The organism is Vibrio penaeicida, from assembly GCF_002933855.1.
GTDB classification, from domain to species: Bacteria; Pseudomonadota; Gammaproteobacteria; order Enterobacterales; family Vibrionaceae; genus Vibrio; species Vibrio penaeicida_A.
Window position 1 is genome coordinate 143,715 of the sequence record NZ_BFAQ01000032.1, and the last position, 12,780, is coordinate 156,494.

The 12,780-nt window shown below is 43.7% G+C and carries 13 protein-coding genes; 5 read left to right on the forward strand and 8 right to left on the reverse strand.

Going from position 1 to position 12,780, the window contains the following annotated elements; all coding sequences use genetic code 11:
- Positions 1-15 precede the first annotated feature (15 nt).
- Positions 16-1,341, reverse strand: coding sequence for a Na+/H+ antiporter family protein (locus tag VPNCDNU1_RS19385; protein ID WP_104401847.1), 1,326 nt, complete (start codon positions 1,339-1,341; stop codon positions 16-18).
- Between the two features lie 72 nt (positions 1,342-1,413).
- Positions 1,414-2,064: a ribonuclease T gene (rnt, locus tag VPNCDNU1_RS19390; RefSeq protein ID WP_201797140.1), complete on the reverse strand. Its 651-nt coding sequence runs from the start codon at positions 2,062-2,064 to the stop codon at positions 1,414-1,416.
- A gap of 234 nt (positions 2,065-2,298) precedes the next feature.
- Here rnt and motY point away from each other — a divergent pair, with 234 nt between their 5' ends.
- On the forward strand, positions 2,299-3,153 hold the full coding sequence (gene motY / locus VPNCDNU1_RS19395) for a flagellar protein MotY (protein ID WP_371410803.1): 855 nt from the start codon (positions 2,299-2,301) through the stop codon (positions 3,151-3,153).
- A gap of 94 nt (positions 3,154-3,247) precedes the next feature.
- Here motY and VPNCDNU1_RS19400 read toward each other — a convergent pair whose 3' ends face one another.
- Both VPNCDNU1_RS19400 and gloA read right to left on the reverse strand, forming a co-directional pair.
- Positions 3,248-3,685, reverse strand: a complete 438-nt coding sequence (locus VPNCDNU1_RS19400) for a DUF2753 domain-containing protein (RefSeq protein ID WP_104401871.1) — start codon at positions 3,683-3,685, stop codon at positions 3,248-3,250.
- A 464-nt stretch (positions 3,686-4,149) separates the two neighbouring features.
- On the reverse strand, positions 4,150-4,566 hold the full coding sequence (gene gloA / locus VPNCDNU1_RS19405; RefSeq protein WP_104401849.1) for a lactoylglutathione lyase: 417 nt from the start codon (positions 4,564-4,566) through the stop codon (positions 4,150-4,152).
- 185 nt (positions 4,567-4,751) lie between these two features.
- Here gloA and VPNCDNU1_RS19410 point away from each other — a divergent pair, with 185 nt between their 5' ends.
- From VPNCDNU1_RS19410 to VPNCDNU1_RS19425, 4 genes are read left to right on the forward strand one after another with little or no spacing between them, the layout of a single operon-like run.
- Positions 4,752-6,281 carry an ABC transporter substrate-binding protein gene (locus VPNCDNU1_RS19410; RefSeq protein ID WP_237324176.1) on the forward strand — a complete coding sequence of 510 codons (1,530 nt, stop codon included), beginning with the start codon at positions 4,752-4,754 and terminating at the stop codon, positions 6,279-6,281.
- Positions 6,274-7,227, forward strand: coding sequence for an ABC transporter permease (locus tag VPNCDNU1_RS19415; RefSeq protein ID WP_104401851.1), 954 nt, complete (start codon positions 6,274-6,276; stop codon positions 7,225-7,227). Before VPNCDNU1_RS19410 ends, VPNCDNU1_RS19415 begins: the two co-directional genes overlap by 8 nt.
- Positions 7,224-8,009 (forward strand): ABC transporter permease, encoded by a 786-nt coding sequence (locus VPNCDNU1_RS19420; protein ID WP_104401852.1) that lies wholly within the window; start codon positions 7,224-7,226, stop codon positions 8,007-8,009. The genes VPNCDNU1_RS19415 and VPNCDNU1_RS19420 overlap by 4 nt, the downstream gene beginning before the upstream one ends.
- Complete coding sequence (locus tag VPNCDNU1_RS19425; RefSeq protein WP_104401853.1) at positions 8,006-9,391, forward strand: ABC transporter ATP-binding protein; 1,386 nt, start codon at positions 8,006-8,008, stop codon at positions 9,389-9,391. Before VPNCDNU1_RS19420 ends, VPNCDNU1_RS19425 begins: the two co-directional genes overlap by 4 nt.
- A 64-nt stretch (positions 9,392-9,455) precedes the next feature.
- Here VPNCDNU1_RS19425 and nth read toward each other — a convergent pair whose 3' ends face one another.
- The 4 genes from nth to rsxD form a co-directional block, all read right to left on the reverse strand.
- Positions 9,456-10,136, reverse strand: a complete 681-nt coding sequence (gene nth / locus VPNCDNU1_RS19430; protein WP_104401854.1) for an endonuclease III — start codon at positions 10,134-10,136, stop codon at positions 9,456-9,458.
- A 106-nt stretch (positions 10,137-10,242) separates the two neighbouring features.
- A complete protein-coding gene (locus VPNCDNU1_RS19435) occupies positions 10,243-10,935 on the reverse strand; it encodes an electron transport complex subunit E (RefSeq protein ID WP_101111482.1) in 693 nt (230 codons plus the stop codon).
- Complete coding sequence (rsxG, locus tag VPNCDNU1_RS19440; RefSeq protein ID WP_104401855.1) at positions 10,932-11,561, reverse strand: electron transport complex subunit RsxG; 630 nt, start codon at positions 11,559-11,561, stop codon at positions 10,932-10,934. The genes VPNCDNU1_RS19435 and rsxG overlap by 4 nt, the downstream gene beginning before the upstream one ends.
- Positions 11,562-11,563: 2 nt before the next feature.
- Complete coding sequence (gene rsxD, locus VPNCDNU1_RS19445; RefSeq protein WP_104401856.1) at positions 11,564-12,616, reverse strand: electron transport complex subunit RsxD; 1,053 nt, start codon at positions 12,614-12,616, stop codon at positions 11,564-11,566.
- Between the last annotated feature and the right edge of the window lie 164 nt (positions 12,617-12,780).

Consider the following 12,780-nt stretch of genomic DNA (forward strand, 5'->3'; position numbering starts at 1 on the left):
GGGCTGGTATAAGAACTACAGCACCATAGCTGCAATCCAGCCAAAGGCGATGAGCGGTATATTGTAGTGAACAAAGGTCGGAACCACGGTTTCCCATATATGTTCATGCTGCCCATCCGCATTTAACCCAGATGTAGGCCCCAATGTGGAATCTGATGCTGGTGATCCCGCGTCTCCTAATGCCGCTGCTGTACCGACTAAAGCGACAGTCGCAAGGGGAGAGAAGCCAAATGCAATCGCTAAAGGTACATAAATCGTTGCCAAGATAGGAATGGTCGAAAACGACGAGCCAATGCCCATGGTGACCAGTAAGCCGACAATCAACATTAATAGAGCGGCTAAGGGCTTGTTATCCCCAATAGAGGTTGAAAGCGCATCGACAAGTGATTCAACGCCCCCCGTTTGTTTCATTACGGCCGCAAACCCTGCAGCGGCTATCATGATAAAGCCGATCATTGCCATCATGTGTACCCCTTTAGTGAATACATCTTGCGTTTCTTTCCACGCAATAACGCCACCAAATGTGAACACCATAAAGCCTGCTAAGGCACCAATAATCATTGAACCAGTAGCCAGTTGCACAGCAAGCGCCATTACGATACCTACTATGGCTATCCAAATGTTCTTACTTTTCACTTTTGGCTGTTGATTTTGAGCTGCGCTATCTAATGTAATGTCTTGATATTCCCGCGGCTTATTGTAACTAAAGAATAATGCCGTGAGTAAACCAAATATCATACCTGCTGCAGGTAGTAACATGGCAACCGGAACCTGCGATGCCACGACATCTAACCCGTTGTCGTGCAAGTTTTTAAGTAGGATGTTGTTTAGAAATATCCCTCCAAAACCAATAGGCAAAACCATGTAAGGCGTGATCAACCCAAAGGTAAGCAAACAAGCAATTAAACGTCTGTCTAGCTTGAATTTAGCGAACACTTGCAACAGAGGAGGGATCAGAATTGGGATGAACGCAATGTGCACGGGAATGATGTTTTGAGATGACATGGTAACCAAAATGAGCGCAACCAGAATGAAGTATTTCAATCCAATGGACGCTGTATTGTTTTCCGAGCCATTTATTTTTCGAATAACGGTATTTGCAAGCATATCGGTAATGCCAGACTTCGAAATCGCCACAGCAAACGTACCAAGCATGGCATAGCTTAAAGCGATGGTCGCTCCGCCACCCAGACCGCTTTCAAACGCGGAAACTGCTTCATTCAGTGACATTCCAGAAACAAGACCGCCAACGACGGCGCTAAAAGTGAGTGCAACGACAACGTTGACTCGCATAAGAGCGAGTACCAACATAATGCACACAGAGATTACAACGGGGTTCATAAATTTCTCAGGTAGTTTTAGATGTTGTGTTTGTGAATAAGTTTTAAGATCTATTATTGTGAAATAACGGTATTAAGATTCTGATTCAGTGTGGAGTGGCCACCCACCCAGTGCTTTCCATTTGTTTACGATGCCACAAAACAACTCCGCGGTTTTTTCTGTATCGTAAAGCGCCGAGTGGGCTTCTTTGTTATCGAATTCCATCCCAGCAACTTTACATGCTTTTGCCAATACAGTTTGACCGTAGGCAAGACCACTTAGCGTCGCTGTATCAAATGTAGCGAAAGGGTGGAAAGGGACTCGTTTGAGTTTGCTTCTCTCGCTCGCAGCCATAACAAAGTTATGATCAAATGTCGCGTTATGGGCAACGATAATCGCACGACTACAGTCAGCCGCTTTTTGTTCCTTACGCACGAGTTTATATATCTCTTTTAACGCTTCAGCTTCAGTGACCGCACCTCGGAGAGGACTGAAAGGGTCGCGAATTCCATTGAATTCAAGCGCTTCTTTTTCCAAATTGGCCCCTTCAAACGGTGCGACATTGAAATGAATGGTCGACGCTGGCACTAAGTTGCCCTCATCATCCATTTTTAATGTGACGGCACAAATTTCAAGAAGTGCATCGGTTTTTGCATTAAATCCGGCAGTTTCCACGTCAATCACAACAGGGAAGTAGCCTCTAAAGCGTTGTTTCAATGTAAGGTCGCTGTTTATCTCAGTCATATTTGTTCTGTTCCATGTGACAAGCATCGCATTATACCCAAGCGATACCGTTTAGCGATACTTAATCCTTTCTATAGAGGATCAGAAAATCTGGCGGGGTTTTTGCATTCATTATGTAAATTTACATAAAAGCGTCAATTAGAGGGGCTTTTATGGCAAAAGCGGCAACGCCAAGCCGTTTTGATGAAAGAAGAGACAGTAATGAAGAAAAACATGTGGTTCAACTGTAGCCTTATGGGTTTAGCTATAGTGGCGTCGAGCAGTGCATCTGCCATGCAAACTCGCTATGTGGCTAATCCTGGTCAGTCTAAATGGGAAATGTCGGTTAATACACCATTGGAGTGCCAATTGGTGCATCCCATACCTAACTACGGCTCAGCTGTGTTTACTTCTCGTGCTAGCAAGAAAATCAATCTCGACTTTGAATTAAAAATGTACCGTCCGATGGGAGAAACTCGCAACGTTTCATTGGTATCCATGCCACCCATTTGGAGAGCTGGTGAAAACGCGGAACAGATTTCCAATTTGAAGTTCTTCAAGCAGTTTGATGGTTACATTGGGGGGCAAACTGCTTGGGGACTTCTTTCCGAACTTGAAAAGGGGCGCTATCCAACCTTTGGTTACGCCGATTGGCAAAGCCGCGATAAAAGGGTAGAAGTTGCTCTTTCATCGGTACTGTTCCAACATTCCTATAATGCTTTTAGTATGTGCATTAGCCAACTATTGCCGTACAGCTTTGAAGATATTTCCTTTACGATTTTGCATTATGATCGTAACAGTGATCAATTGAACAAAGCCTCGCAAAAGCGGCTGGCTAAAATTGCTGAGTACGTGAAACACAACAAGGATATTGATTTGGTTCTGGTCGCGGCTTATACCGACTCTAGTGGTGGGAAAAAGGGCAATCAAAGTTTGTCTGAACGCCGAGCGGGTGTATTGAGTGAGTATTTCCAGTCGATAGGTTTACCGCAAAATAGAATTGAAGTTCAAGGGTTTGGTGAGAGAAGACCAGTAGCAGATAACAGCTCGCCTCTTGGCAAAGACAAGAACCGTCGAGTTGTGATTTCATTGGGGCGTACACAGGTTTAGTAAAAAATAATGGGTTAAATAAAAAAGAAGCGCCGAATGGCGCTTCTTTTTTATTTGTATTAGTCGATATTACGAAAGTGAGAAAATCGTACGATCAGTTTAAGCGGAAGCTCGCAATAATTTCGCAGTTTGTCGCTGTATCGATATGTTGCACTTGCTCTGCAACTTTTGGATTCGGATGGCGCTTCATGAAATCAATCAAAGCTTTACGGCAACAGCCTAAGGAATCTACAAAGCTATCACAATGCGTTTTAGGACACTGAGGAACCAGAGAAAGAATTTTTTCTGATGCAAGTTGCAAGTATTTAAGCTCGTAATCGTTATCACCGTTCTCGCGCCAGAATTTTGCCAGGTTGTGACAGGAGATTACATTGATCGTCAGCAAATCGTCGACTTCGACTTCTTGCTCATCAATCAGCTTTTCTGAAATAGCCAGAGCTTGCTGGTAATGAATGATACTGCGCAGAAAATCTTGTTCCTGCAAGGCGACATCGGCCTTCAGTGTATGCTGTTCCCAGTCTCTAACATTCATTGTCAATTCTTCCGTACGATCATAAAACATATATTCCAAATATATTAAATGATAATTGTTTTCATGTAAAGAGATGGCTTTATTTATAACCCGTTAACAGCCGAGTTCTATTCAGTAATTTTGCCTAGGGTCTGTTGACCTTTCGAGATGATTTTTGCAGCAATTTGTGGGTTATTTATACAAGGCAGAGCCTGTTCGGTGTAGTCGCTCTACATCAATAGGCGATAACGTAGTAGAAATCAGCCACAAATGCTGCCCAAAGGGTTCGTTTCTATGACTTTTACTCTTTGTTGCAAGGCGTTTGCTTAGAATGACTAGGCGTCACACCTTGCGCCGCGATTAAAAAGGCATAGAACTCGAACGAAATTTAACCGCGAAAGGTCAACAGACCCTAAATAGAGACCCAGAAATTACCCGTAAAAAGATGGTAGTGAAGCACGTCTCTACGATAGTAAATTTTTCAGTTAACCTTCTAAACCAGCGGATGCTGATTTGTTTTGAATCAATTCGATCATGTAGCCGTCTGGATCTTTAACGAATGCAATATGAGTGGTTCCACCTTTTACTGGACCTGGCTCACGTGTAATGTTGCCGCCCGCTTCACGAATAGCATCACAAGTTTGATAAATGTCATCAAAGCCCAGTGCCACATGACCAAATGCTGTACCTAGGTCATATTCAGCCGTGCCCCAGTTATACGTCAGCTCTATTACGGCTCCTTCGGATTCGTCGGAGTAACCTAGAAAGGCGAGTGTGTATTTGTATTGCTCATTTTCATTGGTGCGCAGAAGCTTCATACCTAAAACCTTGGTATAAAACTCGATTGAGCGATCCAGATCGCCCACACGGATCATTGTGTGAAGAATACGTCCATTTGACATTTTAATTGCTCCAGGTTGTGTTGGAGGTAGGTGTGAACCCTAGAGTAGCGAAATGCATTCAAGACTCAAAGCAATTCAATGAAGATTCCCTCAGTTTTAATAAATCCCAACGTTGCATATAGACAGAAATATAAATATAAGTTTGAATAATATTACTATGTTATAATGTAACAATGGAGTTTGAGTTGAAAAAATTTGCCTTGGCTGTGCTCGTTGGAGTCGCCTTTCTTGCTTACTTTTTTGTGGGTCAAAAAGACGATACTAAAACGCTTGCGATCTCTGGCCCTTTTGAATTTAGTAGTCAGGATTTGTCAAAAGATGGGTTCTTGTTTACACGCCTTCAGGTGGTCGAGCCTTTAATAGGGATTAATCAAAAATCTGAGGTCGTTCCTGTTTTAGCTGAGAGTTGGGTACAAAGCGAAGATCGTTTAACTTGGTCTTTCAATATCAGAAACAATATTACTTTTCATGATGGAACTGCCTTAACGGTGGACGCAGTCGTATTTTCTCTGAAACGTGCCCTATATAAACCGGGTGTTTTAAAACGCGCGCCTATCGAGTCTATTGCGGCTAATGGTAATCAAGTTGTTATCACGCTAACCAAACCTTTTGTTCCTATGCTTTCAGTGTTAGCACATTTCTCGACATCTATTGCAGCACCAAGCTCTTATGATGAGTCGGGCGAAGTAGTTCATCTATACGGAACAGGGCCTTATCAAGTAGGCGAACTTGTTCCTCCTCATAAAGCACTAGTGAAAATATTTGATGGCTACTGGGGTAACAAGCCGAATATTCAGCAAGTCAGCTACTTAGCAGGGCACCGTTCAGAAAGTCGTGCGTTGCTCGCTCAATCTGGTCAAGCTGATCTTGTATACACGCTTGATCCGCTCAGTCTTGAAAGCCTGAATGCGTCTGACAACCTGAACATGCATGTCATTTCCATGCCACGTACTGTTTTAATCAAGTTGAACAACGAGCATCCTTTTCTAAACCACGCTGATATACGTAAAGCGGTAAGTTTAGTGATAGATAGAAAAGGTATCGCGGATCATGTACTTCGCTTGCCAGGTTCAGAAGCTTATCAACTATTTTCTCCTGCGTTAGGCGTTTGGCACTTAGGCGATTATGGAGTAACTGCTCGTAATGTTGAACTGGCTAAGCAGTTGCTAACATCACAAGGTTGGACGTTAAATGCGGAGCAAAAGCTTGAAAAAGACGGTAAAGTTTTTGAAATTAACCTAACAACTTACGCTGACCGCCCTGAACTTCCCTTGATCGCCACCGCGATTCAGGCTCAGCTTGCTGAAGTGGGAATTACCCTAGATATTACCATTGATAGCTCTAGCGCCATTCCTTCTAAGCATCATGACGGCACATTGGAAATGGCATTGATTGCACGTAACTACGGCATACTGGCCGACCCATTAACTTTACTGCTTAATGATTTTGCGACTCACAAAGGCAGCGATTGGGGTCCAACCAACTGGTCTTCAAAGGAATTCACCAACCTTTTAGGGGAGCTTTCTCAGCAGAGTGATGTTGTGGAATACCGAAAAATGATTCCAGAGGCATCAAAACTATTGGCCGATCAAATGCCTCTAATTCCTATCAGCTACTATCAGCAGATTATTGCGGTGAATAAGCGAGTCGAAAACTTCACGTTTGACCCATTTGAGCTCAATTATCGGGTAGCGGAGATGGAGTTGAATGACTAGTTTCCTTTATAAACGGCTTTGCCAAGCGATATTTGTCGCTTGGTCGGTGGGAACTGTAACGTTTGTACTAATGAGGCTTATACCCGGGGACATTGCTTATCGAATTGCAGCTGGTCGCTATGGGTACGACTACGTAGATGAAAATGCAGCTAAGGCAGTTTCTGCGGAGCTCGGGTTAGATAGAAGCGCCATAGAACTTTATTTTGAGTGGCTGTGGGATTTACTTCATTTTAACCTTGGTCGTTCGCTTGTTAGCGGAGAAAAAGTAACAACCGAATTGGTCCATCAACTCGGTCATTCGGTTATGTTGGCTCTAGTTGCGATGATAATCTCTCTTTTCATTGCCATTCCAGTGGGTGTTTATTGCGGTAGAAGAGCCGGAAAATCATCAGATACTTTTGCTCTGTTTGTTTCCATCATGATTAAAGCTCAGCCTGTTTTCTTGATCGGCTTAGGTTTGGTTATTTTGTTCGCTTTGAAATTGAACTGGTTTCCGGTGGCTGGATTTGGAGATGCGAGCTTTATCGTTCTTCCTGCCATTACATTAGCGCTGAGTATGGCTGCAATGTCTAACCGGATCATTAGAAATGCCACTCAAAATGTGCTTGGTTCTCAATACTTCTTGTTTGCTCGCCTAAAGGGATTAAGCCATTCCCAAGCATTTGAGAAACATGCACATGCGAATATTGCGTTGCCAGTCATTGCATTTGTTGGCATCCAAACGGTGACCTTGATTGAAGGTATTGTCATGATCGAATCATTGTTTTCGTGGCCTGGAATAGGGCACGCGTTATCCCATGCTATTTTTGCAAGAGACATACCTATGATTCAAGGTGCTGCACTGTTGATGGGGCTTTTATTCGTGTTTATTAACACTCTGGTTGATTTCGCAAATTACCTGCTGGATCCTCGCTTGAAATCCAATATTGCGGTGGAAATACAATGAAACTGAATCTATCGCAATGTACTGGATTGATATTGCTTTCCGTACTGTTTGTCTTTGTGATATTCGAAAAGTCCTTTTTTAACAGCGACCCTTACCAGCAAAATCTTACGTTAGTATTTGCTGCTCCTGATATGGCGGAACCATTAGGCAGAGACCATTATGGTCGTAGCAATATGGCACGATTATCCGAGGCCATTCAAACGTCTTTTTTTATGGCACTAACTTGCGTTTTAACGTCAGCATTTCTTGGGTTGATTGCAGGTATTTTGGCTGGATGGAAAGGGGGATGGTGGGATAGAAGTCTATCTTGGGTATTGAACCTTGTCTTGGCGATGCCTGGATTAATTCTTGTGCTCCTTTTTGGCGCGATTGTACCGGGTTCGTTTTGGATACTGTACGTCGCTATTTCCCTTATTCTTTGGGTTGAGTATTTCCGTGTCGTCAGGTCGAGAATAATGGGGCTCGTTGTTTCGCCAGAAGTAGAGGCTTCAAAGCTGTACGGCTTTTCTGATTTCTATATTTTTAAGCGTCATTTTTGGCCGGAACTTAAAAAAGATCTGTACACCTTAGCGTGTTTTGGTGCTGGTAACTCCATTCTTACTCTTGCGTCCATAGGCTTCTTGTATGTTGGATTAAAGCCGCCAGAGGCTGAATTAGGGTTAATGATGGTTGAACTGTTTCGATACTACCAACAAGCACCTTGGGTTCTGGCTCAACCCATTGTGGCAGTGTTTATTCTAGTGATGGGATTCCACCTTCTGGCTAGAGGAGAGAAATCATGACATGTTTGCTCGATGTTCAGAACTTGTCGATTTCGAGTTCTGAAGGAGTATTAGTTGATCCTGTATCTTTTAACGTCAAAGATGGAGAGGCACTTATTATCCTTGGTGAAACAGGGTCGGGTAAAAGCCTGTTAGCGAATGCCATCATAGGTAACCTTCCTGAAGGCTTGTCTTATAACGGAGAGATAACGCTCTTCGATCGCGCTCAATCGGCACGAAGTACGAAAGAGCGAGAGGCTTTATGGGGTAAAAAAGTGTCGGTATTACCGCAAGAACCTTGGTTTGCGTTAAGCCCCTTGATGAACGCTGGCGAGCAAGTTAAGGAGGTGGATCAGTTGGTTAATGCCATTGACACTGCTGCTGTGGAAGATCGACTTTCAGACGCATTTAAGCGCGTACAACTTTCCGGAGATGAAACCAAGTTACCAAGCGAACTTTCTGGCGGCATGGCGCAACGTGTTGCGTATTTGTGTGCCACACAAGCTGGCGGAAAACTGCTGATCGCAGATGAACCGACAAAAGGTTTGGATGCCAGTCGCCAAAAGCAAATTGGTGAGCAGTTAAAAGCGCATAAAAAGAAAGGGGCGGTACTTGTTATTACTCACGACATCGAACTCGCCGAATCTTTGCAAGGCGAAGTGATTGTTATGCGTAAAGGCGTGGTATTGGAGCGTGGTGAGGGAGAAAAAGTTATCGCTTCTCCTCAGTCTGAATACGCAAAGTCCTTGATTGCGGCGCACCCGAAGAATTGGGCATATAGAGAAAAGCGCAATGACTTTTCACCTCTTATTTCGGCTGATTCTTTGAAAATGGTAAGAAAAGGGAAAGCATTGTTTTCGGATTTAAGTTTTGATGTTTCCGAGCAGTCTGTGGTTGGAATCAGCGGCGACAGTGGGAAAGGAAAATCCACTCTAGCGGATATACTGCTTGGTCTTATCCCACCGACTGAAGGAAAAATTATTCATCATCAGAGTATCGAAAAAGGGCAGGCACTAAAGTTATATCAAGATCCCCCAAGTGCGTTGTCTAGAGCGGTAAACTTAAACTCACTATTGCAAGACCTAAAACAGCTTGTAGAGTTTGACGATAAAACCGTGCAGAGGTTACTGGATAGGTTGAACTTAAATGCCAGTGTTCTTGAAAGGAAAATTACGCAGGTGTCTGGTGGCGAGCTTCAGCGATTTGCGATTCTTAGAGCATTGCTTATGAAACCTAAGTTGCTTATTGCTGATGAACCGACGTCTCGATTAGACCCAATTACGGCGGCTAATACGATAAAGTTACTGGTCGAATTGGGAGCGGAACTGAAGTTTACTCTAATCTTGATCAGCCACGATAAGGTTGCACTGAAAAAGCTTTGTGACCAAGTCATCCATATTTAAAACCCGTTAAAAAGGGAGTAATTACTACTCCCTTTTTCTGTCACTTTTCATCTTCTAAGAGCAGTTACTTACTCTTCTTAAGCTTCTCTTTCAAGACTTCGTTGATGAAGCTTTTGCGCCCGTACTGTTTAGTAATAATACATTTGTCTAAATCGAACCCTCTTGCAGGGCAGTACTCACGGCCGTAGTAGATAATCTGGAGGTGTAGATCGTTCCATTTCTCTTTTGGGAAAAGACGTTTTCCGTCACGCTCAGTTTGTTCAACGCTTTTTCCGTTAGACAGTCCCCAGCGGTACATGAGCCGGTGTATGTGGGTATCGACTGGAAAAGCGGGAACATTGAAAGCTTGAGCCATAACCACAGATGCCGTTTTATGTCCTACGCTAGGCATCGCTTCTAAAGCGTCAAAGTCCTTAGGTACCTCACCACCGTGTTGCTTGATGATCATATCGGAAAGGTGCCATATCCCTTTAGATTTCATAGGAGATAAGCCACAAGGCTTGATGATTTCTTTTATCTCTTCAATGCTCAATTTCACCATGTCATATGGATTATCTGCACGAGCGAATAGCTTAGGTGTGATTTGGTTTACACGTTCATCCGTGCATTGTGCTGACAATAAAACAGCAACGAGCAAAGTATAGGGATCTTTGTGATCTAAAGGGATGGGGACTTCAGGGTAGAGGTCATCAAGAATATTGACTATAGCCTCTACTTTTTCTTTTTTTGATATAGGTTGATTCATTTAAGGCTGCTTCCAGTACTTTTATCTAGGTATTCTTGTTTGCTTATCTTTATGCGCTTATCTTTCATATACTTAGTGTTACGCACTTATTCTTATACACTTACGTTTATGCATTAGTCACTCGCGCTCGCTCAATTTCTGGCTTTTCTTCTTTTGGTTGGCGCGACTCCAGTTGTTTGTCTATTAAGTTCTTGGCTGCAATCAAAAATCCTACACCAATAAATGCACCGGGTGGAAGAAGTGCCAGTAAGAAACTGTTATCAAATTGGAACACTTCTATACGCAAAACAGTCGCCCATGACCCAAGCAAAATATCCGCACCGTCAAATAGAGTACCGTTGCCTATAACTTCACGCATCGCACCAAGCACCACGAGCACAAGCATCATTCCCATTCCCATCCAAAACCCATCTAACGCGGAAGGTAAAACAGGGTTTTTAGAGGCAAACGCTTCTGCACGACCAATGATGATGCAGTTGGTTACGATGAGGGGAATAAAAATACCGAGTGAGAGGTAAAGTCCATAGGCATAAGCGTTCATTAGTAGCTGAACACAGGTAACGAGCGACGCGATAATCATAACGAAAACCGGTATGCGCACTTCTTTAGGTACGTAGTCTCTCACTAGGGATACCACGACATTTGAGCCAACCTGAACAAGCAAAGTTGCTAGCCCAAGCCCTAATGCGTTGGTCACAGTAGATGAAACCGCAAGCAATGGGCATAAGCCAAGAAGCTGAACTAATGCTGGGTTATTTTCCCAGATCCCATTCTTTATCAGAGTTTTGTGATCTGTCATGAATCGCTCCCACAGTTGAATGGCATCGAACTAATTTTTTGTTGGTTCTGGGTTACATACCAAACCGCTTGTTTCACCGCTTTTACCACGGCTCTAGGTGTAATTGTAGCGCCTGTGAATTGATCAAACTGACCACCGTCTTTTCTGACTCCCCAAGCAGTGTCTTCAGGGCCGGTCACGGATTTACCATTAAAAGAGAGAATCCAATCCGATATTCGAAGGTCAATTTTGTCACCTAATCCAGGAGTCTCTTTATGAGAAAGAATACGCGTACCCAAAATTTCACCGGTAGAGGAAATACCTACAATCAGTTTGATTTTTCCATTGTAGCCGTCGGGTGCAATCGCTTCTACAGCATACGCTGAGACCTCACCTTGTTTGGATGCAACATAAGCATGGACAGGATCGGGACCAAGCGCTGGTGATTCAATGATCATACAAGCAGAAAAGAGTTGATTGTCGTGCATGTTTGATGGCACGACTTCGTTGAGAACCGACATCAGCTGTGCTTGTTCTTGTTCTTGAATGGTCGATTTGGTTAAGGCGTTAGTGATGGCAACCAATCCTGTAGAGGCACAGGCAAACATGGCAAGAACAGCGCCATTTTTTTTAATCGCATTCAGCATGTTTACCCCTTATGCCCGTACGTTCGTGGCTTGGTATAGTAATCGATGAGAGGAACACACATATTGGCGAGTAATACGGCAAAAGCAACACCATCTGGGAAGCCTCCCCATGCGCGAATAATAAAAACCAAAGCACCAATTATGGCCCCAAAAAGCAATCTACCCCGTACGGTTGTTGACGCAGATACAGGATCTGTGGCGATGAAAAATGCACCCAACATCGTTGCACCGGATAATAACTGCATAATAACAGGGGCGGTTTCTCCTGGAAGAAGAAGAGTAAAAACAAGCGACATTAATACCAATGACCCTAAGAATGCAGCAGGGATATACCATTGAATTATTCGTAACTTTATTAATGCCAGTCCACCCGCAAGATAAGCAAGGTTTACCCATTCCCATCCTGTACCTGCAATGCCTGAAAACTGAGGCTTTTGGGTGATTTCACCCAGTGTTAGACCTGATTGCAACGATGTTTTAATGGTGTCTAATGGGGTTGCCATTGTAATACCATCTATGCCCGTTCTTACCTGCTGAAGAGAGAAACCATCATGATTGAAACCGGTAAAGATGAGTGACAAGGCATCAGGGAAATCGACCTGAAATGGGCTGATACTTAAAGGTGATAGCCAACTTGTCATTTGGACTGGAAAAGAAATCAGCAGTACAACGTAGGCAACCATCGCGGGATTAAAAATATTCTGCCCTAAGCCACCGTATAAATGTTTTGCAATCACGATGGCAAAGAAAATACCGATAACGAGCATCCACCAAGGGGTTAGAGGAGGGATGGCAACTGCTAATAACCAAGCCGTAACGACGGCACTGTAATCACGAAGAGCCGACACAGGGTTGCGCTTTCTCACCAACATCACGGCTGCTTCGAAACCTATCGCTAAGCCAATGGCAAGCACAAGCTGAATGAGCGTGCCCCAACCAAAGAAGTATGTTTGAGCGACAAGTCCTGGTAGCGCACACAAAGCTACCCACCTCATTAGATCGGGTGTGCTGCGTCGATTACGTGCGTGCGGAGAGCTAGCAATAAAAAATGCCACTAATCATTTTCCTCAGATTGATTACGTTTTTGTTGTTCAGCCTTGCGCGCTTTCGCCCTTGCAATAGCAGCGGCAACTGCAGCTTTTTTTGGGTCTTCTTCAATAGGCGCTGCTGCTGGCTCGTTTGAATCCGAATCGTCGCTTGCATTTGCTTGAGCTTGTTT

What these genes read in the sequence shown, in the direction of transcription:
- VPNCDNU1_RS19385 (WP_104401847.1), bottom strand. Translation starts at nt 1,341, where the DNA reads ATGAACCCCGTTGTAATCTCTGTGTGCATTATGTTGGTACTCGCTCTT.
- rnt (WP_201797140.1), bottom strand. Translation starts at nt 2,064, where the DNA reads ATGACTGAGATAAACAGCGACCTTACATTGAAACAACGCTTTAGAGGC.
- motY (WP_371410803.1), top strand. Translation starts at nt 2,299, where the DNA reads ATGGGTTTAGCTATAGTGGCGTCGAGCAGTGCATCTGCCATGCAAACT.
- VPNCDNU1_RS19400 (WP_104401871.1), bottom strand. Translation starts at nt 3,685, where the DNA reads ATGAATGTTAGAGACTGGGAACAGCATACACTGAAGGCCGATGTCGCC.
- gloA (WP_104401849.1), bottom strand. Translation starts at nt 4,566, where the DNA reads ATGTCAAATGGACGTATTCTTCACACAATGATCCGTGTGGGCGATCTG.
- VPNCDNU1_RS19415 (WP_104401851.1), top strand. Translation starts at nt 6,274, where the DNA reads ATGACTAGTTTCCTTTATAAACGGCTTTGCCAAGCGATATTTGTCGCT.
- VPNCDNU1_RS19420 (WP_104401852.1), top strand. Translation starts at nt 7,224, where the DNA reads ATGAAACTGAATCTATCGCAATGTACTGGATTGATATTGCTTTCCGTA.
- VPNCDNU1_RS19425 (WP_104401853.1), top strand. Translation starts at nt 8,006, where the DNA reads ATGACATGTTTGCTCGATGTTCAGAACTTGTCGATTTCGAGTTCTGAA.
- nth (WP_104401854.1), bottom strand. Translation starts at nt 10,136, where the DNA reads ATGAATCAACCTATATCAAAAAAAGAAAAAGTAGAGGCTATAGTCAAT.
- VPNCDNU1_RS19435 (WP_101111482.1), bottom strand. Translation starts at nt 10,935, where the DNA reads ATGACAGATCACAAAACTCTGATAAAGAATGGGATCTGGGAAAATAAC.
- rsxG (WP_104401855.1), bottom strand. Translation starts at nt 11,561, where the DNA reads ATGCTGAATGCGATTAAAAAAAATGGCGCTGTTCTTGCCATGTTTGCC.